Origin of the sequence: Pseudomonas sp. CM25, from assembly GCF_013179705.1 — a bacterium.
GTDB lineage: Bacteria > Pseudomonadota > Gammaproteobacteria > Pseudomonadales > Pseudomonadaceae > Aquipseudomonas.
Map to the genome: position 1 here is coordinate 1 of NZ_JABMCW010000082.1, position 18,812 is coordinate 18,812.

General features: G+C 64.3%; 17 protein-coding genes. 9 read left to right on the forward strand and 8 right to left on the reverse strand.

The window, feature by feature from the left end; translation table 11 throughout:
* Positions 1–630 (forward strand): OprD family outer membrane porin (locus HP546_RS11540; RefSeq protein WP_172224688.1); only part of this gene is annotated, 630 nt, incomplete at its 5' end.
* Between the two features lie 65 nt (positions 631–695).
* Positions 696–1,445 carry a precorrin-6A synthase (deacetylating) gene (cobF, locus tag HP546_RS11545; RefSeq protein WP_172224691.1) on the forward strand — a complete coding sequence of 250 codons (750 nt, stop codon included), beginning with the start codon at positions 696–698 and terminating at the stop codon, positions 1,443–1,445.
* 39 nt (positions 1,446–1,484) lie between these two features.
* Here cobF and HP546_RS11550 read toward each other — a convergent pair whose 3' ends face one another.
* Positions 1,485–1,835, reverse strand: coding sequence for a response regulator (locus HP546_RS11550; protein ID WP_172224694.1), 351 nt, complete (start codon positions 1,833–1,835; stop codon positions 1,485–1,487).
* Between the two features lie 247 nt (positions 1,836–2,082).
* Here HP546_RS11550 and HP546_RS11555 point away from each other — a divergent pair, with 247 nt between their 5' ends.
* Genes HP546_RS11555 through HP546_RS11575 form a run of 5 tightly spaced genes read left to right on the forward strand, consistent with a single transcriptional unit; the run spans position 2,083 to position 8,582 of the window.
* The gene (locus HP546_RS11555; RefSeq protein ID WP_172224697.1) at positions 2,083–5,550 is read left to right on the forward strand and encodes a response regulator; all 3,468 of its coding nucleotides are present in this window, start codon (positions 2,083–2,085) and stop codon (positions 5,548–5,550) included.
* Positions 5,547–6,368: a protein-glutamate O-methyltransferase CheR gene (locus HP546_RS11560; RefSeq protein ID WP_172224700.1), complete on the forward strand. Its 822-nt coding sequence runs from the start codon at positions 5,547–5,549 to the stop codon at positions 6,366–6,368. The genes HP546_RS11555 and HP546_RS11560 overlap by 4 nt, the downstream gene beginning before the upstream one ends.
* A complete protein-coding gene (locus tag HP546_RS11565) occupies positions 6,365–6,940 on the forward strand; it encodes a chemotaxis protein CheB (RefSeq protein ID WP_172224703.1) in 576 nt (191 codons plus the stop codon). The genes HP546_RS11560 and HP546_RS11565 overlap by 4 nt, the downstream gene beginning before the upstream one ends.
* On the forward strand, positions 6,934–8,160 hold the full coding sequence (locus tag HP546_RS11570; protein ID WP_172224706.1) for a hybrid sensor histidine kinase/response regulator: 1,227 nt from the start codon (positions 6,934–6,936) through the stop codon (positions 8,158–8,160). The genes HP546_RS11565 and HP546_RS11570 overlap by 7 nt, the downstream gene beginning before the upstream one ends.
* Positions 8,161–8,204: 44 nt before the next feature.
* The gene (locus tag HP546_RS11575; protein ID WP_172224709.1) at positions 8,205–8,582 is read left to right on the forward strand and encodes a response regulator; all 378 of its coding nucleotides are present in this window, start codon (positions 8,205–8,207) and stop codon (positions 8,580–8,582) included.
* Positions 8,583–8,791: 209 nt separating this feature from the next.
* Here HP546_RS11575 and HP546_RS11580 read toward each other — a convergent pair whose 3' ends face one another.
* Genes HP546_RS11580 through HP546_RS11590 form a run of 3 tightly spaced genes read right to left on the reverse strand, consistent with a single transcriptional unit; the run spans position 8,792 to position 11,432 of the window.
* Positions 8,792–9,373, reverse strand: coding sequence for a TetR/AcrR family transcriptional regulator (locus HP546_RS11580; protein WP_172224712.1), 582 nt, complete (start codon positions 9,371–9,373; stop codon positions 8,792–8,794).
* A 12-nt stretch (positions 9,374–9,385) separates the two neighbouring features.
* Positions 9,386–10,234 carry a 3-hydroxybutyryl-CoA dehydrogenase gene (locus HP546_RS11585; RefSeq protein ID WP_172224715.1) on the reverse strand — a complete coding sequence of 283 codons (849 nt, stop codon included), beginning with the start codon at positions 10,232–10,234 and terminating at the stop codon, positions 9,386–9,388.
* A 13-nt stretch (positions 10,235–10,247) separates the two neighbouring features.
* On the reverse strand, positions 10,248–11,432 hold the full coding sequence (locus tag HP546_RS11590) for an acetyl-CoA C-acyltransferase family protein (RefSeq protein WP_172224718.1): 1,185 nt from the start codon (positions 11,430–11,432) through the stop codon (positions 10,248–10,250).
* A gap of 168 nt (positions 11,433–11,600) precedes the next feature.
* Here HP546_RS11590 and HP546_RS11595 point away from each other — a divergent pair, with 168 nt between their 5' ends.
* The gene (locus tag HP546_RS11595; RefSeq protein ID WP_172224721.1) at positions 11,601–12,611 is read left to right on the forward strand and encodes an AraC family transcriptional regulator; all 1,011 of its coding nucleotides are present in this window, start codon (positions 11,601–11,603) and stop codon (positions 12,609–12,611) included.
* A 19-nt stretch (positions 12,612–12,630) separates the two neighbouring features.
* Here the strand turns inward: HP546_RS11595 and HP546_RS11600 are convergent, their stop codons facing one another.
* Positions 12,631–14,160, reverse strand: a complete 1,530-nt coding sequence (locus HP546_RS11600; protein WP_172224724.1) for a catalase — start codon at positions 14,158–14,160, stop codon at positions 12,631–12,633.
* Between the two features lie 106 nt (positions 14,161–14,266).
* Positions 14,267–14,704, reverse strand: a complete 438-nt coding sequence (locus HP546_RS11605; RefSeq protein ID WP_172224727.1) for a carboxymuconolactone decarboxylase family protein — start codon at positions 14,702–14,704, stop codon at positions 14,267–14,269.
* A 199-nt stretch (positions 14,705–14,903) separates the two neighbouring features.
* Between HP546_RS11605 and HP546_RS11610 the strand changes: the two genes are divergently transcribed.
* The gene (locus HP546_RS11610) at positions 14,904–16,100 is read left to right on the forward strand and encodes a CynX/NimT family MFS transporter (RefSeq protein WP_172224730.1); all 1,197 of its coding nucleotides are present in this window, start codon (positions 14,904–14,906) and stop codon (positions 16,098–16,100) included.
* On the opposite strand, the gene HP546_RS11615 is transcribed toward HP546_RS11610, so the two are convergent.
* Positions 16,093–17,526 carry a PLP-dependent aminotransferase family protein gene (locus tag HP546_RS11615; protein WP_172224733.1) on the reverse strand — a complete coding sequence of 478 codons (1,434 nt, stop codon included), beginning with the start codon at positions 17,524–17,526 and terminating at the stop codon, positions 16,093–16,095. The genes HP546_RS11610 and HP546_RS11615 overlap by 8 nt on opposite strands.
* Before the next feature lie 326 nt (positions 17,527–17,852).
* Positions 17,853–18,812 (reverse strand): 8-oxoguanine deaminase (locus HP546_RS11620; protein WP_172224736.1); only part of this gene is annotated, 960 nt, incomplete at its 5' end.

The following is an 18,812-nucleotide window of genomic DNA, read 5'->3' on the forward strand; positions in this document are numbered from 1 at the left end:
GATTACCGCTTCAACGAGCGCTTCAGTGCCCAGTACCAGGTGGCCAAGCTGGAGAATATCTACCGTCAGCACTTCCTCGGCCTGGTGGCCAGCCAGCCATTGGCGGTGGGTAGCCTGTCGGCCGACCTGCGTGTGATCAAGAGTGACGATATCGGCAATGCCCGCGCCGGTGCAATCGACCACCGTGCCTTCAGCGGCATGCTTGGCTACAGCCTGGGCGGCCACAAGCTCAGTGCAGGCTGGCAGCGCATGTATGGCGACAGCGCCATGCCCTATCTGGACGGCAGCAACCCGTACCTGGTCAACTACGCTCAGGTCAACGACTTCGCTGCCGCCCAGGAGCGCTCCTGGCAAGTGCGATATGACTATGACTTCAAGGCACTGGGTGTACCCGGCCTCACCTTCTTTACCCGCTATATCAACGGTGACCATATTCAGGTGCCGGGCAGCAGCGCCGAAGGCAAAGAATGGGAACGCGACACCGAGTTCAAGTACCAGGTGCAAAGTGGCACGTTCAAGGACGTCAGTGTGCGCCTGCGAAACTCCACTTATCGCAGCAACTATGAAAAGTGGGCGCGGGACATGGACGAAACCCGAGTGATCGTCAGCTACAACTTCTCGATCCTGTAACCGGGCGCTTTGCCAAATACCGGCAGCCGCCTGACAATGGCGGCTGGTTCTGGAAGGGCAGGGCAATGAAAGACCTGTTGTTGATCGGCATCGGCCCGGGTGACCCGCGGCAGATTACTTATGAGGCGGTCGATGCGCTGCGCAAGGCCAGCGTGTTCTTCGTGCTCGACAAGGGCCCTGACAAGGACGAACTGGTGGGCCTGCGCAAGGCCATCCTGCAACGCTACCGACCAGAGGGCGGCTATCGCCTGATACAGGTGGCCGACCCGCTGCGCGATGGCCAGGCGGCTGACTATCTGGGCGCTGTGCAGGGCTGGCACCGCCAACGTGCGGCGCTGTATGCCCAGCTGATCGATCAGGAGGTCGGCGCCGGCGAAACCGGCGCCTTTCTGCTGTGGGGCGAGCCAGGCCTGTATGACAGCACCTTGCGCATCCTCGACCTGGTCCGCGAACGCGGGTTATCGCTGCGCTTGCAGGTTATCCCTGGCATCAGCAGCGTGCAGGCCTTGGCGGCGCGCCATCAGGTACCGCTAAACCGTATCGGCGAGCCGCTGGTCGTGCTGCCCGGGCGGCGCCTGGCCGGGCTGGGGGCTATCGACAATGTGGTGGTCATGCTCGACGGGCAGTGTGCCTTTGCGCAGCTGGATGACCCGGCGTTGGTGATCTACTGGGGCGCGTATCTGGGGACCGCGGATGAACTGCTGATTGCCGGGCCGTTGCAGGGGGTGAAGGCGCAGATCCTGGCCGTGCGCGAGCGGGAGCGGCAGCGCAAGGGGTGGATCATGGATACCTACCTGCTTCGCAGGGAGCTGTAAGCGTTGTTCCCAGTCCCCGCGAAGCAGGCGGCACCGTTGTTACGGTGCGCCCAGAATCGCCACCACCTTGTCGCGCAACTGGTCGATGCTGAACGGCTTGCCGATCAGGTGCATGCCTTCGGGCACATTCAGGTTTTCGGCATAACCGCTGGCAAACAGCACCGGCAGCAGCGGGCGCAGCTCGCGCGCTTTGTGCGCCAGTTCTTCGCCGGGCATGTCCGGCAAGCCGACGTCGGTCATCATCAACTCCAGCGACTGGGCCGGGTCTTCGAGAACCGTCAGCGCGGCATTAGCGTCTGCCGCCTCGATGACCGCGTAGCCCAATTCGTCGAGCACTTCGACCATCAGCATACGTACGATGTCGTCGTCTTCGACTACCAGAAGGGGCATGGTTGGGATCCTGTGCAAAATGAATGTCTTTAATCTGTGCACCGCATGGCAGCAGAAGTTCCCGAGGATACCGATCCCTGCAATCAGATGGAACGATTGGCGCCTGCCACCTTCAAATACTGGCTAAATGCCCCGCCAGACCCGTCAAAGCTGGTTAGACTCGCTTAACAGGACGGCAGTGGCAGATAACAATAACGATTGATCGGCCACACTTTTCAATGGACTTTTCTTGCTCGGGCGTTTTCACATGATTCAAGCAGCCTCGATAGACCAGCGTAGCTTTCGCAAGCTGTTGAGCCGCAACATCGGCTTGCCCTTGGGCGTGGGCCTGCTGGGGGCCGTGGCGTTTGTCGCGGTCATCAACTACCTGCTTTCGGCCATGCAGTGGGTCGAACACACCGACCGGGTGATCGGCAATGCCAACGAAACGGTCAAGCTGTCGATCGACATGGAGACCGGCATGCGCGGGTTTCTGATTACCGGGGACGAGAGTTTTCTTGACCCGTACGAAGTAGCCAAGCCGCGCATTTTCAGCAGCCTGCACGGCCTGCGCGGCATGGTTGAAGACAACCCGCAGCAGGTCGACCGCATCGACCGGCTGATTGCGCTGCAGCAGGCCTGGAATGATTTCGGCAACGACATGATTGCCCTGCGCCGCAATGAAGGGCCCTATCGCGAACTGGTGGGCAATGGCCGCGGCAAACGCCTGACCGACGAAATTCGCAAGGAGTTCGACAGCTTCGTCACCACCGAGCAGCAGCTGCGCATGGCCCGCAACGACAAGGTCAGCAGCGTCACGGTAACCGCGATCTCTGCGTTCGTGCTGTTGATTGTGGGCCTCAGTGCGTTGCTGGCCTATCTGGGCCGTCGAGACCTGCTGGCGTTGTCCGAAAATTATGACCAGAACCTCAAGGCCCAGCAGCGCTCCGCCGAACGGCTGGAGCACCAGGCCTGGTTGCGTAATGGCCAGACTCAGCTGGCACAGCAGGTGCTGGGCCAGCTCACCCTGCCCATGCTGGGCGACAACATCCTGCGGTTTTTTGCGACATACCTGGGCAGTGTGGTCGGCGCGGTTTACGTGCGCGACGAGCATGGCCGCCTGGTGCGGGTAGCCTGCTATGGCCTGAGCGCCGAGGAGCAGGGGCGCGAGCAGGTGCTTGGTGACCATCATGGCCTGCTGGCACAGTCGGTGCGAGAGGGCCGCCTGCTGCGCCTGGAGGACCTGCCCGAGGATTACTACCAGCTCAGCTCCGGCTTGGGCAGCGGCCTGCCGCGCAGCGCGCTGTTGATGCCCGCCATCGAGGATGGGCAGATCAACGGCGTGGTCGAACTGGGCTTCCTGCGCCCGCTGCACGAACGCGACGATGAGCTCCTGGAGCGCGTCGCCGGCAACCTCGGCATGTCCATCGAAAGCGCTCGTTACCGTCAACGCCTGCAAGAGGTGCTGGCGGAGACTCAACAGCTCAACGAAGAGCTGCAAGTGCAGCAGGAAGAGCTGAAAACCGCCAACGAAGAGCTCGAAGAGCAATCGCGTGTGCTCAAGGAGTCCCAGGCCCACCTGGAAACCCAGCAGGCAGAGCTGGAGCAGACCAACGAGCAATTGTCCGAGCGCACCGAGGCCCTGGACCGCAAGAACGACGAGCTGGTCCAGGCCCAGGAGCAGTTGCAGGCGCGCGCCGACGAGTTGCAGCGCTCGAGCAAGTACAAGTCCGAGTTCCTCGCCAACATGTCCCATGAGCTGCGCACCCCGCTGAACAGCTCGCTGATCCTGGCCAAGCTGCTGGCAGAGAACGGCGACGGCAACCTCAGCGAAGAGCAGGTCAAGTTTGCCGAGTCCATCTATTCGGCCGGCAACGATTTGCTCAATCTCATCAATGACATCCTCGACATTGCCAAGGTCGAGGCAGGCAAGCTGGAGGTGCGGCCAGAGACCACCCAGGTCGAACGCCTGGTCGAAGGCCTGCGCGGCATGTTCGAGCCGCTGGCCGGGCAGAAGGGCCTGAGCTTCCAGGTGACAGCCGAGCCCAAGGTGCCAGCCACACTGTTCACCGACCGCCAGCGCCTGGAGCAGATCCTCAAGAACCTGCTGTCCAACGCCATCAAGTTCACCGAGCGTGGCCAGGTCAGCCTGAACATCGGCCACCAGCCAGGTACCGGTATCGTGTTTGAGGTGCGCGATTCCGGCATTGGTATCGCTGCCGACCAGCAACAGGCCATTTTCGGCGCCTTCCACCAGGTCGATGGCACCAGCAACCGCCGGTATGGCGGTACCGGCCTGGGGCTGTCGATCTCCCGCGACCTGGCCCATCTGCTGGGCGGGCAGATCAATGTGGACAGCAGCCCGGGCAAAGGCAGCGTGTTCAGCCTGATCCTGCCAGAACGCTACGAGACCGCCGGGCAAGACGTCGAGCCCCTGAGCCTGCGCCCGGCCGTGGATACCCTGCCACCCGCGCCGCAGTCGCCGGTGGCGATGGCGCCGAAACGCCCGGCGCTGGCCTTTGTCGATGACCGTGAGCGCGCGCCGTTCGATAACCGCTGCATCCTGGTGATCGAGGACGAGCCGAACTTTGCTCGCATCCTTTTCGACCTGGCCCACGAACTGGGTTACAACTGCCTGGTAGCGCACAGCGCCGATGAAGGTTTCGAGCTGGCCGCCCAGTACATCCCCGATGCCATCCTGCTGGACATGCGCCTGCCCGACCATTCCGGCCTGACCGTGCTGCAGCGCCTGAAGGAGCAGGCCGGCACCCGGCACATTCCGGTGCATATCATTTCTGTCGAAGACCGGGTCGAGGCCGCCATGCACATGGGCGCCGTCGGCTACGCGGTCAAGCCCACCAGCCGTGAACAGCTCAAGGAAGTGTTCGCCCGCCTGGAGGCCAAGCTGACGCAGAAGCTCAAGCACATCCTGCTGGTGGAAGACGACGACCTGCAGCGCGAGAGCATTGCCCGCCTGATCGGCGACGACGACGTCGAGATCACCGCCGTGGCCATGGCCCAGGATGCCCTGGCGCTGCTGCGCGAGAACATCTACGACTGCATGATCATCGACCTCAAGCTGCCGGACATGCTCGGCAACGAGCTGCTCAAGCGCATGACCGCCGAAGATATCCGCGCCTTCCCGCCGGTGATCGTGTATACCGGGCGCAACCTGACCCGCGAAGAAGAAGCCGACCTGCTCAAGTACTCGCGGTCGATCATCATCAAGGGCGCGCGCTCACCGGAGCGCCTGCTCGATGAAGTGACGCTGTTCCTGCACAAGGTCGAATCGCAACTGTCCAACGAACGCCAGCGCATGCTCAAGACCGCACGCAGCCGCGACAAAGTGTTCGAGGGCCGCAAGATACTGCTGGTGGACGACGACGTGCGCAATATCTTCGCCCTGACCAGCGCCCTGGAGCACAAGGGCGCGATCGTCGAGATCGGCCGCAACGGCCGCGAGGCCATCGAGCGCCTGGAACAGCATGACGACATCGACCTGGTGCTGATGGATGTGATGATGCCGGAAATGGACGGTTTCGAGGCTACCCGCCTGATCCGCCAGCAACCGCGCTGGCGCAAGCTGCCGATCATCGCCGTGACCGCCAAGGCCATGAAGGATGACCAGCAGCGTTGCCTGCAGGCCGGTGCCAATGATTACCTCGCCAAACCGATCGACCTGGACCGCCTGTTCTCGTTGATCCGTGTATGGTTGCCGCAACTGGAGCGAATTTGACTAGCGAACGTAACACCGACATCGAAATCCGCTTGCTGATCGAGGCCATCTACCTCAAGTACAGCTACGATTTCCGCAATTATTCCGGCGCTTCGATCAAGCGCCGGATCCTGCATGCGCTGCGCCAGTTCGATTGTCTGACGGTGTCGGCGCTGCAGGAGCGCGTGCTGCACGACCCGGGCATGTTCATGCAGTTGCTGCAGTACCTGACGATTCCGGTCAGCGAGATGTTCCGCGATCCGGGCCACTTCCTGGCGCTGCGCAACGAGGTGGTGCCGCTGCTGCGCACCTGGCCATCGATCAAGGTGTGGATCGCCGGTTGCAGCACGGGCGAAGAGGTGTACTCGATGGCGATCCTGCTGCGTGAGGAAGGCCTGCTCGAGCGCACCATCATCTATGCCACCGACATCAACCCGCACTCGCTGGACAGGGCCAAGCAGGGCATCTACTCGATGCAGAGCATGCACGAGTATGCCGAAAACTATCGCCTTGCCGGCGGCCGCCGGGACTTTTCCGAGTACTACACGGCAGCCTATGGCAACGCCATCATGGACAGCACCCTGCGCGAGAACGTGACCTTCGCCGACCACAGCCTGGCCACCGACAGCGTGTTTTCCGAAACCCAGTTGGTGTCGTGCCGCAACGTGCTCATCTATTTCAACAAGGAGCTGCAGGATCGCGCCCTGGGCCTGTTCCACGAGTCGCTGTGCCACCGCGGCTTCCTGGTGTTGGGTAGCAAGGAATCGGTGGACTTTTCCGCCTACAGCGAGCGCTTCGAGCCGCTGGTCAAGCCCGAACGGATCTACCGCAAGTCATGAACGGTGTACGCGCGGTGGTGATCGGCGCCTCGGCGGGCGGGGTGGCGGCCCTGTTCACCGTGCTGGGCGCGCTGCCAGCCAATTTTGCCATCCCGCTGGTGTGCGTGCTGCACCTGCCCGATGACCGCCACAGCCAGCTGGCCGAGGTAATGCAACGCCGCTTGCGCCGGCCAGTGGTTGAAGCGCGCGACAAGCAAGCGCTATGCGGCGGGCAGATCTACGTGGCCGGGCCGGGCTACCACCTGTCTGTGGAACGCGATTTCAGCCTGTCGTTGAGCCAGGAGCCGGCGCTGCATTTCTCCAGGCCGGCGATCGATTACCTGTTCATATCCGCGGCCGATGCCTACGGCGCCGGCCTGCTTGGCGTGCTGCTCACAGGCGCCAATGAAGACGGTGCCCAAGGGCTTGCCTATATCAAGAACAATGGGGGCCGGACCATCGTCCAGGACCCCCGTGACGCACAGGTGGCGTTGATGCCCGAGGCCGCCCTGGCCCTGCACCAGCCCGACCATATTCTTTCTCTGAGTGGCATCGGGCAGTTGCTCGCGGCCCTGGAACCCAGCGCATGCTAAGCCCCACCATCGCCAAACTGCTGATCGTCGACGATCTGCCGGAAAATCTGCTGGCCCTCGCCGCCCTGATCCAGGGCGAGGACCGCGAGGTGCACCAGGCCCAGTCTGCCGAAGCCGCGTTGTCGCTGTTGCTCGAACACGAGTTCGCCTTGGCCATTCTCGACGTGCAGATGCCAGGCATGAACGGCTTCGAGCTGGCCGAACTGATGCGTGGCACGGAAAAGACCCGCAATATACCCATCGTCTTCGTCACCGCCGCCGGGCGCGAGATGAACTATGCCTTCAAGGGCTACGAAAGCGGCGCGGTGGACTTCCTGCACAAGCCGCTGGAGACCATGGCGGTCAAGAGCAAGGTGTCGGTGTTCGTCGACCTGTTCCGCCAGCGCAAAGTGCTCGACCGCCAGTTGCAGGCGCTGGAACGCAGCCGCCAGGAGCAGGAGCTGCTGCTGGCCCAGCTGCAGACGGCGCGGGGCGAACTGGAGCATGCCGTGCGCATGCGCGACGATTTCATGTCGATTGTGTCCCATGAGGTGCGCACCCCGCTCAATGGCCTGATCCTGGAAACCCAGCTGCGCAAGCTGCACCTGTCGCGGGGCAATCTGGAGGCGTTCATGCCTGAAAAGCTGCAGGCCATGGTCGAGCGCGACGAGCGGCAGATCAACAGCCTGATCAGGTTGATCGAGGACATGCTGGACGTTTCGCGCATCCGCACCGGCAAGTTATCGTTGCGGCCAAAAGTGTTCGACCTCAGCCAGCTGGTTGGCGGGCTTGTGGAAAACTTCACTGCCCAGGCCGCGGCGCTGGACACGCACATCGCCATTCAGCGCTGCGAGCCGCTGCGCGGTGAGTGGGACGAATTCCGGATTGAGCAAGTGGTGGCCAACCTGTTGTCCAATGCATTGCGATACGGTGAACGCCAGCCGGTGCACGTGCGCGTGTTCCGCCAGGACGACCAGGCCTGCGTACAGGTGCAGGACCACGGCATCGGTATCTGCGCGGCCAACCAGCAGCGGATCTTCCAGCAGTTCGAGCGGGTCGCGACGCAGCAGGCCAGCGGCGGGTTGGGCCTGGGGCTGTATATTTCGGAACAGATCGTCAACGCCCACGGCGGGCGGATACTGGTTGAAAGTGAAGTGGGTAAAGGGGCCACCTTCACCTTGCAATTGCCGCTGGCGACACGTGAACAACAAAACGACCAGGCTCGGGCAACCTCTGCGTAAGCCTGGGGTCTGATGGCCAACTGTAAGAATTTCAAGGCGTTAACATGAGTGAAGATGCACAAGACGTGGTGCTGGTGGTCGAGGACGAACCAGCGATCCGGATGATTTTGCGTGATTACCTGTCAGGCGAGGGCTACCACGTGCTGGTGGCGGAAGATGGCGAACAGGCATTTGCCATTCTGGCGAGCAAGCCGCACCTGGACCTGATGGTGACGGATTTTCGCTTGCCGGGTGGCATCTCCGGCGTGGAGATTGCGGAACCTGCGGTGAAGCTGCGACCGGACCTGAAGGTGATCTTCATCAGCGGTTATCCGGCCGAAATTCTCGAGTCCGGCAGCCCGATCGCCCGCACGGCGCCGATCCTGGCCAAGCCGTTTGACCTGGATACCTTGCATGAGAAGATTCAGGATCTGTTGCGCTGATCGCGGGTGAAGCCCAGACGGGGATCGCATAAGGGCTGACAGGTGCTTGCCACAACGTTTTCAGCGCCTATGAGATCGAGCGCCGCGCGCGCGGCGCTCGATCTCATAGGCGCTGAATATGTCTAGGCGAACACTTGTCAGCCCTGATGCAACCCCCGCATCAGCAGCGGTCCGGCGATCCGATTTACCCGCGAAAAGACCGGAACAGGCTAGCCCAGGGTCCGCTCCAGCCCCCCCACCAGCATGCTCTCCATCAACCCCACCCCCTGCTCCTCGGGCAGTGCCCTGAACAACCCCGGCAACTGGTTCAGCAGCGTCGCCACCACATGCGCCGTGGCCACCCAGGCCTCGCCCTGCAATTTCGCCTGTGGCGCAATCAACCGCAGCAACCCCGCCTCATAACGCGCACGCAACAAGCCCAGGTGCGCCTGCTGAGCTGCGCTCAGGCAACAGAAGTCCCGCTCTGCCAGGCGAAACTGCAGCGGCCGCTCGGCATGCAACTGCCAGTGTGCGGCAATCAGGCAGCTCAACGCCGACGCCCCACGGGCCATGGCCCGACGGCCCTGGTCCAAGGTCGCCTGCAGTTCCTCGAACAATTCCTCGATCAGGTCGTACAGCAGGTCCTGCTTGCTCGGGAAGTGGTGGTACAGCGAGCCGGCGGTCAGCCCCACATGGGCCGCCAGCTCGCGCATGCTCACCTGGCCAAAGCCCTTTTCGGCGAATAGCGCCATGGCCCGGTCGCGTCGCTCCTCGAAGTTGGCACAGCGCATTGCGGCATTGACCGGCGGCATGGTGCCTGCTCCTCAATAGGTGAAGAAACCGCGGCCGCTCTTGCGCCCCAGCCAACCGGCCGCGACCATTTCCTTGAGCAGCGGGGCAGGGCGGTACTTGCTGTCGTTGAAGCCTTCATGGAAGGCCTCCATGATCGCCAGCAAGGTATCCAGGCCGATCAGGTCAGCCAGGGCCAGCGGGCCGATCGGCTGGTTGCAGCCCAGGCGCATGCCGGTGTCGATGTCCTCGGCACTGGCCAGGCCTTCCTGGCGCACGAAGATCGCTTCGTTGATCATCGGCACCAGAATGCGGTTGACCACGAAGCCTGGGCGGTTGCCTGCGGTGATCGGGGTCTTGCCGACTTTTTCGGTTACCAGCAGCGCCTGGGCGTAGGTGCTGTCGCTGGTCTGCAGGCCGCGAATGATCTCGACCAGCGCCATCATCGGCACCGGGTTGAAGAAGTGCACGCCAATGAAACGCTCGGGGTGCTCGATGCTGGCGGCCAGCTGGGTGACCGACAGCGACGACGTGTTGGTGGCGATCAGGCAGTCGGCGGCAACGTTGGCCGCCACCTGCTGCAGGATGCGCTGCTTGAGCTGCAGGTTCTCGCTGGCCGCTTCGATCACCAGCTGCGCGCTGCCGAGCTGGGTGTAGTCGGTGCTGGTGCGGATCCTCGCCTTGGCCGCAGTGGCCTTGTCGGCGTCGAGCGTGCCTTTGTTGACCTGGCGCTCGAGGTTCTTGCTCAAGGTGGCCATGCCACGCTCCAGTGCTGCGTCGGACACATCCACCAGCAGCACCTGGTAGCCCGCTGCCGCGCAGACCTGGGCAATACCGTTGCCCATGGTGCCGGCGCCGATCACGGCGATCTGTTCAATGCTCATTTCTCAGGTTCCCTCAGACGCGCTCGAAGACCACGGCGATGCCTTGGCCGCCGCCGATGCACATGGTGGCCAGCGCGTAGCGGCCCTGGATGCGCTGCAGTTCATGGATGGCCTTGGTGGCGATGATCGCACCGGTGGCCCCCACCGGGTGGCCCAGGGAAATGCCCGAGCCGTTGGGGTTGACCTTTTCCGGGTCGAAGCCCAGTTCGCGGGCCACGGCGCAGGCCTGGGCGGCGAAGGCTTCGTTGGATTCGATCACGTCCAGGTCCTGCACCTTCAGGCCGGTCTTTTCCAGCACCTTGCGGGTGGCCGGGATCGGGCCCAGGCCCATCAGCTCGGGTTCGACCCCGGCATGCGCGTAGCCCACCAGGCGTGCCAGCGGCTTCAGGCCGAGCCGGCGTACCGCGTCACCCGTGGCCAGCACCAGGCCGGCCGCGCCATCGTTGATGCCGCTGGCGTTGCCGGCGGTGACGCTGCCGTCTTTCTTGAACACCGGCTTCATGCCGGCCAGTTGTTCGGCGGTCACATCGCCACGCACATGCTCGTCGACACTGAACTGCACGCTGCCCTTGCGGGTTTTCAGCTCCACAGGGACGATCTGGCTGGCGAAACGGCCTTCGGCGATGGCCCGGGCGGCCCGTTGCTGGCTGCTCAGGGCCAGTTCGTCCTGCATCGCGCGGGTAATGCCATGCTTGGCCGCCACGTTTTCGGCGGTGATGCCCATGTGGAAGTGTTCGAACGGGTCATGCAGGACGCCGACGGTGTAGTCGATGCCTTGCAGGTCACCCATGCGTGCGCCCCAGCGCGCCTGCGGCAGCAGGTAGGGGCCACGGCTCATGGATTCGGCGCCGGCCGCCACGGCCACGTCGGTATCACCCAGCAGCAGGCCCTGGGCGGCCGAGACGATGGCTTGCAGGCCCGAGCCGCACAGGCGGTTGACGTTGAAAGCGGGGGTTTCCTTGGGGATGCCGGCGTTCATCGCCGCTACCCGGGCCAGGTAGGCGTCCCGTGGCTCGGTCGGGATCACCGTGCCCATTACCAGGTGGCCGACCTGCTCGGCGGCCACGCCCGAGCGCTCGATGGCGGCACGGGTAATGGTGCTGGCCAGGTCGGCCAGGGGCAGGTCCTTGAGAGAACCGCCAAAGCCACCAATGGCTGAACGGACGGCACTGACGACATAGATTTCTGGGCTGCTCATGGAGGCTCCGATTGCGAAGGCATGGCGGGACCGGGGCAGGCTCTGCGAGAATGGCCGGCGGTCCCGGAGTGGGATCGAGTCTAGGCAAAGGCTCTGTTGCAGCCTATGCCGGAACTGTTCAAACAACCTGGCACTTTTTGCCACTCAGCATAGACAGCGAAAACCGCCATGCGCGATAGCGATTCGGTCGCCGTGTACTTCCTCAATGCCATGCTCCATGCCCTGCGCGACAGCCCTGGCGAGCGTGATGCCCAGTTGCGCGCGGTGGGCATCGACCCGCAACTGCTCGAGCAGCCCCAGGCACGGGTGCCGGCGAAGGCGTTCGCCGCACTGTGGCTGGCGCTGATCCAACGCCTGGACGACGAGTTTTTCCGCCTCGACAGCCATGGCATGCCGCTGGGCAGTTTTGCCCTGATCTGCCGCGGCCTGATCCTCGAGCCGAACCTGGAAAAGGCCCTGCGCCAGTGCATGGGTGGTTTCAGCCTGTTCCTGCGTGACCTGCGTGGCAACCTGACGCTGCGCGGCGGGCGCGCGCTGATCAGTGTGCAGTCGAGTATTGCCGACCCACTGACCCGGGTGTACGCCGAGGAAACCTACCTGGTGCTGATGATCGGCATGCTTTGCTGGCTGGCCGGGCGGCGCATCGCCATCGACCGCACCGAGCTGGCAGTGTCTCGCCCGGCCCAGGAAGACGACCTGCTGTTGTGGGGGCCGGACCTGCGTCTGGGCAGCGGGCGCACCGAGGTAGAGTTCGACAGTGCTTACCTGCGCTTGCCAGTGGTGCAGGACGTGGCGGCCCTGAAAACCTTTCTGCGCAGTGCACCGCAGGGGCTGGTGATCCGTTTTCGCAACCAGAACGGGCTGGTAGCCCAGGTATACCGGCACTTGCGGGCCCGGCGCTACGGGCAGTGGCCGACGCTGGCGGCGCTGGCGCAGCAGCAAGGGATCAGCGCCAGTACCTTCCGCCGGCAGCTGGAGCGGGAAGGGCGGTCTTACCAGCAGATCAAGGATGAGGTGCGCCGGGCGATGGCCTTCGAGCATTTGCGCGAAGGCGTACTGAGCGTTGCCGAGATTGCCGAGCAGGCCGGTTTCCAGGAGCCCAGTGCCTTCCACCGGGCATTCAAGAAATGGACCGGGCAGAGCCCGGGCAGCTATCGCGCCAGGCTGGCCGGGCGATAGCTGGCAACCTGCGCCACCTTCAGTCCTGCAGATCCGCCGCCAGTGCCTTGACCCGGGTCAGGTCGCCCTTGGCGATTTTTGCCACTCTGCTGCCGTACTCGGCATCGGCCTTGTACAAGAACGACAGGATGATGTGCTTGCTCTGGTCATCTGCGACGGACAGTGACTGACCGAAACTGTTGACCAGGTCACGCTGCTCGTTTTTCGAAAAGGCGCGGTAGAGGTCGCCTGCCTGCTTGAAGTTCTGTTCCCTGGCGATGCCTTGTTGCTGGGTGGTATCGCTCAAGGTCAGCTGGCTGTAGCGCGCCGACTCGGTGCTGCTGCGTGGCTGCAGGCGGCTGGGTTCGTAGTTGACCATGCCTTGGGTGCGGCCGGGATTGAGCAGGCCATCCTGGTTGCCATTGTTGACCGCAGCCCGCGGCTGGTTGATGGGCAGGCTGCCAGCGTTGGCGCCGATCCGGTACATCTGGGTGTCGGCATAAGAAAACAGCCGGCCTTGCAGCAGTCGGTCCTCGGAAGGCTCGATACCGGCGATCAGGTTGGAAGGGGCGAGGGCGACTTGTTCGGTTTCCTGGAAGAAGTTGTCGACATTGCGGTTGAGCACCATCTGCCCGACCCGCCGCTCAGGCACATCCGGCCAGACCTTGGTAGCGTCCAGCGGATCGAAATCGAAGCTTGCCAGCTGCTCGGGGCGCAGGGTCTGGATATACAGGTCCCACTTGGGGTGTTCACCACGCGCGATGGCACTTACCAGGTCTTCGGTCATGTGGCTGAAATGCTTGCCCTGGATCTGCTCAACGGCCTTGGGGTCGAGGTTTTCCTGGCCTTGCAGGCTTTTCCAGCGGAACTTCACATAGGTTGCTTCGCCCTTGGCATTGACGAACTTGTAGGCATGCACGCTGTTGCCGTCCATGTGCCGATAGCTTTTGGGCGTGCCTTGGTTGGAGTACAGCAGGGTCAGGGTGCGGGTGGCCTCCGGCATGTGCGACAACAGGTCGAAGCGCCGGGCGTCATTGCCCAGGTTGTTGCGCGGGTCGGGCTTGAAGGCATGCACCATGTCCGGGAACTTGATGGCGTCACGGATGAAGAACGTGGGGAAGTTGTTGCCGACCAGGTCCCAGTTGCCGGTGCTGGTGTAGAAACGCGTGGCAAAGCCGCGCGGGTCACGCAGCGTCTCCGGCGAGTGCAGCCCGTGCACCACCGAGGAGAAACGCACGAATACCGGGGTCTGTTCGCCGGGGGTGAAGAGCGGGGCCAAGGTCAATCCGGACAGGTCTTCGGAGGCCGTAAACAGGCCGTGGGCACCCGTGCCACGGGCATGTACCACGCGCTCGGGGACACGCTCGCGGTCAAACCGCTGGAGTTTCTGGACCAGGTGCACATCCTGCAGCAATACCGGGCCAGTGGCACCGGCGGTTTGCGAATGTTGGTTGTCACCAACGGCAGCGCCGTTGTCACGGGTCAGCGGCGCGGCCAGCAGGGTTGGGCTGGCCAGCAGGGTTGCGCATAGAAGGGCCAACGCAGAGCGGGTGGGGTGACTTGCAGGCATTGGAGGGCACTCACGGGATGATGGGAGTGCCGATCCTAGTGACGCCGCTGCTGCCGCGCAGTCAGGGCGCTCACCTCATGCTGTATGAAAACTCACCATCCGTGCTTCAGGCGGGGACCATGGCAAAGCCCACGCCGAAGCGGTTCCAGGCATTGATGGTGGCAATCGCCAAGGTCAGGTTGGCCACCTCGGCCGGTTCGAAATGTTCCTGCAGCGCTTCATACTGACCCTGCGGCGCGCCATGCTCCGGCAGGCGGGTCAGGCTCTCGACCCAGGCCAGCGCGGCGCGTTCACGCGGGGTGAAGTAGGCGGTTTCCTGCCACACGCACAAGGTTTGCAGGCGGGCTTCGGTCTCACCGGCCTTGCGTGCATCGTTGGCGTGCAGGTTGACGCAGTAGGCGCAGCCATTGATCTGTGACGCACGCAGGCGCACCAGCTCCAGCAGCGAGTTCTCCAGGCCGCTCTTGGCCAACGCCTGCTCCAGGCCGACCATGGCTTTGTAGGCTTCGGGGGCGTGCTTGGCCCATTCGATACGGTTGTACATGGCTGTCTCCAAGGGGTGTGGGATGGGATGGGGTTACTGTAACGCCGCCCGTTGGTCACCCCGATAGCCAATCGCGCACATAAGCGGGAGGCCAATCGTGCATTCAGCTGCCCACTGCCACGCATCCAATCTCTTCATTTCTGCACGGCTCGCCAAGCCCGGATAATGGCCAGGTCCTGACACAGAGAACCGATTCACAATGAGAGCTGCATTGAACCTGTTGCTGGTGATCCTGCTGGCGCTGAACTTGCGGCCGATCCTGACCAGCATCGGCCCGTTACTCGAACCCATGCGCGCCAGCACCGGCCTGGGTTACCAGCAGGCGGCCTTGCTGACGGCGCTGCCGGTCTTGTGCATGGGCCTGGTGCCCTTGCTGCAACCCTGGCTGCGGCGCTGGATCAGCGAGCATGGCGGCATGCTGGGCGGCCTGGCCGCGATTGCCCTGGCCTGCCTGTGGCGGCTGCAGCTGGACAGCGCGTGGGCGCTGATCGCCAGCGCAGTAGTCGCCGGCCTGGGCGTGGCGCTGGTCCAGGGCATGATGCCCGGGCTGGTCAACCGCTGGTTCCCGGCGCGTCTGGCAGGGGCGATGGGCCTGTATTCGGCGGCATTGATGAGCGGCGGCGGCCTGGCTGCCGTCTTGGGCCCACATATCAGCGGCTACTTTGGCCACTGGCAGGTCGGCCTGGGCCTTTGGGCGATCCCGGCGCTGCTGGCGGTGCTCGCCTGGGCCGTGCTGCGGCCCCGGCAGCAACCGCCAAAGCTGGCCGGCGCGGCTGACGGGCACTGGTTCGGCACCCGCCGGGCCTGGTTGCTGGCCCTGTACTTCGGCCTGATCAACGGCGGCTACACCAGCATGGTGGCCTGGTTGCCGGCCTATCACATCGAGCACGGCGGCAGCGCCCAGGGTGGCGCCGACCTGGTGGGCCTGATGACGATCTTCCAGGTGGCCGGTGCACTGGGCCTGCCGCTGTTGCTGCGGCGCTGGACCGACCGTCGTCCCGGCCTGTGGCTGGCGCTGGCGATCCAGCTGGCGGGCTTCCTCGGCTTGCTGCTGGCGCCGACCCAGGCGCAAGGGTTGTGGGTGGCGATGATCGGTTTTGGCCTGGGCGCCTGCTTCAGCCAGAGCCTGACGCTGACCCTGGAGCATCTGAAAACACCTGCCCAGGCCGGTAGCCTGGCGGCGTTCGTGCAGGGCATCGGTTTCATCATCACCGGCATCGTGCCGTACATCACCGGTTGGCTGCGTGACGTGAGTGGTGACTTCCAGGCGTCGTGGGCACTGCTGACCGTGACAGTGCTGGCGATGCTGCTGGTGACCGCGTGCTTCAACCCGCGCGGCTATGCGGCGGCCATCGCACGCCCGGCCTTGGTGGGCAAGGCCGCACCGGTCAGCTGAGGCGTTGCAGGGTGTCGCGCACCCGGTCCAGCGCCGGGTCGATGTCCAGCAACTCGATCGCGCCGAAGCCCAGCAGCAACCCTGGGCGCACCGGCGCTTCGCTGTAGAACGGCGCCAGCGAGTACAGGCCGACCTCCACCTTGCGCGCAAGGTTGGCCAGCAGTTCGACATCGACCCCAGGTTTGGCCAGGGCGCTGAGGTGGAAACCGGCGCTGGCCGGGATGGGGCTGAACCAGGCAGACAAGTCCCCGCCCAGGCGCGCCAGGATGCGGTCGCGGCGGGCGCTGTAGACCTCGTGGCAACGACGAATGTGTTTGTTCAGGTGGCCTTCGCCAAGGAACCGCGCCAGCGCCCACTGCAGCAGGGTCGGGCTGTGCCAGTCACTCAGGTGTTTGGCCACGCAGGCGGCCTGCAGCACGGCGGGGGGCAGCACGGCGTAGCCCAGGCGCAGCTCTGCCAGCAGCGTCTTGGAAAACGTCCCCACATACGCCACCAGGCCATGGCGGTCCAGGCGCTGCAGCGCATCCGAGGCTGGTCCGTGGTAGCGGAACTCGCAGTCGTAGTCGTCTTCGATGATCAGCGCACCCAGTTCGGCGGCCCGCGCCAGCAGCGCGTGCCGGCGCCGCTCGCTCATCGGCATGCCCAGCGGAAACTGGTGCGACGGCGTCACGTAGATCAGCCGGGTGCCGTCGGCAATCTGCTCCACGCACAGGCCTTCATCGTCTACCGGCACCGACTGCAGGCGTGCGCCCAGGGCCAGGAACAGTTGCCGGGCTGGCGGGTAGCCGGGGTCTTCCATGGCCACCTGGCAACCCGGCTCGACCAGCACCCGGGCGATCAGGTCCAGCGCCTGCTGGGCGCCGTTGCACACCAGCAGGTCGGCTGCGCTGCAGTGCACGCCGCGAGCATAGGCGATGTGGTGGGCGATGGCTTCGCGCAGCTCTGGCAGGCCCTGGGCCGGGAACTGCCGATCGGGGTGGCGCTGGCTACGGCGCAGGGCGTAGTTCAGGCAGCTGCGCCACTGGTCGAACGGGAACTGCGCCTTGCTCGATGCGCCGCCGATGAAATCGTAGCGCGACGGCGCTTCCAGCTGGCGCCGGCCAAGCACTGTCGCGCGTTGCTGCCAGCGTTCGAGGGACGCAGCACCGGCCAGGGGGATGGCCGCAGATTCGCTGCTACGCAGGGGCAGGCGCGGGGTGATGAAGGTGCCACGGCCGACCACGCCGCTGAGCAGGTTGTCGTAGGTAAGGCGCGAGTAGGCCTCGGCCACGGTCTTGCGTGACACACCCAGTTGCTCGGCCAGCAGGCGGGTTGGCGGCAGCTGGGTGCCGGCAGCCAGGTGGCCGCTGTCGATACCGGCGCGCAGTTGCTGGTAGAGCTGGTCGGCGAGGCCTTTGCGGCCTTCCAGGCGGATGTGCAGTTCCATGGGGCGGTCCGGGGCGGGGGAGTGCTCAGGATAGCGGATTGGCTGGGCGACTGAGCGGGATGAACACCGCCACAGGTTGCCGCCTTCGTGCATGGCTGTAGACTGGTGAGGCTGCAATGAGGCCCACCGAGCAATCCAGTCAAGTCAACAAGGCTGGCAACCATGGCCACACAGGTTTGGTACGTTGCAACAAATGTGGGAGCGGGTTCACCCGCGAAGCGCCGCGCGGGCGGCGCTCGATCTCACAGGCGCTGTATATCTGTGCTGGCAAGCACCTGTCAGCCCAGATGCTTTCCACTGTGGGGCCCTACCGACAACAGGGCGGCCTACTCGCCGCTAACCAACCGCCGCGCCAGCTGGTTATGCCGCTCCAGCACCCGCGGCAGGTCGACCGTAGCCAACTGCCCATCCTTCACCACCACCCGCCCATTGATCACGCTGGTGTGCACCTGCGTCGGCGTACAGAACACCAGCGCCGCCAGCGGGTCATGATGGCCACCGGCATAGGCCACGTGGCCCAGATCGAAGGCGACGAAGTCGGCCACCATCCCCGGCGCCAAGGCGCCGATGTCATTGCGGTTGAGCACCTTGGCGCCACCCAGGGTGGCGATCTCCAGGGCCTCGCGCGCCGTCATCGCATCGGGGCCGAAACCTACCCGTTGCAGCAACAAGGCCTGACGCACTTCACCGATCATGCTGGCGCCGTCGTTGGATGCCGAACCGTCGACACCCAGGCCCACCGGTACACCGTGGTCGCGCATCTTGCGCACCGGGGCGATGCCCGAGGCCAGGCGCATGTTCGAACAAGGGCAATGGGCCACGCCGGTGCCGGTACGGGCGAACAGCTCGATGCCATGCTGGTCGAGCTGCACACAGTGGGCGTGCCACACATCGTGGCCGACCCAGCCGAGGTCTTCGGCGTATTCGGCGGGGGTCATGCCGAACTTTTCGCGGCTGTAGGCGATGTCGTTGACGTTCTCGGCCAGGTGGGTGTGCAATGACACCCCGTACTGACGTGCCAGTACCGCCGCTTCGCGCATCAGGTCACGGCTGACCGAGAACGGTGAGCAGGGCGCCACCACGATGCGGCGCATCGAGCCGTGGCTGGCATCGTGGTAGTCCTCGATCAGGCGCTGGGATTCCTTGAGGATGTCGCTTTCCTTCTCCACCACCGAGTCTGGCGGCAGCCCGCCCTGGCTCTGGCCCACGCTCATGCTGCCGCGCGCGGCGTGGAAGCGCATGCCGATTTCCGCGGCGGCATGGATGCTGTCGTCGAGCTTGCAGCC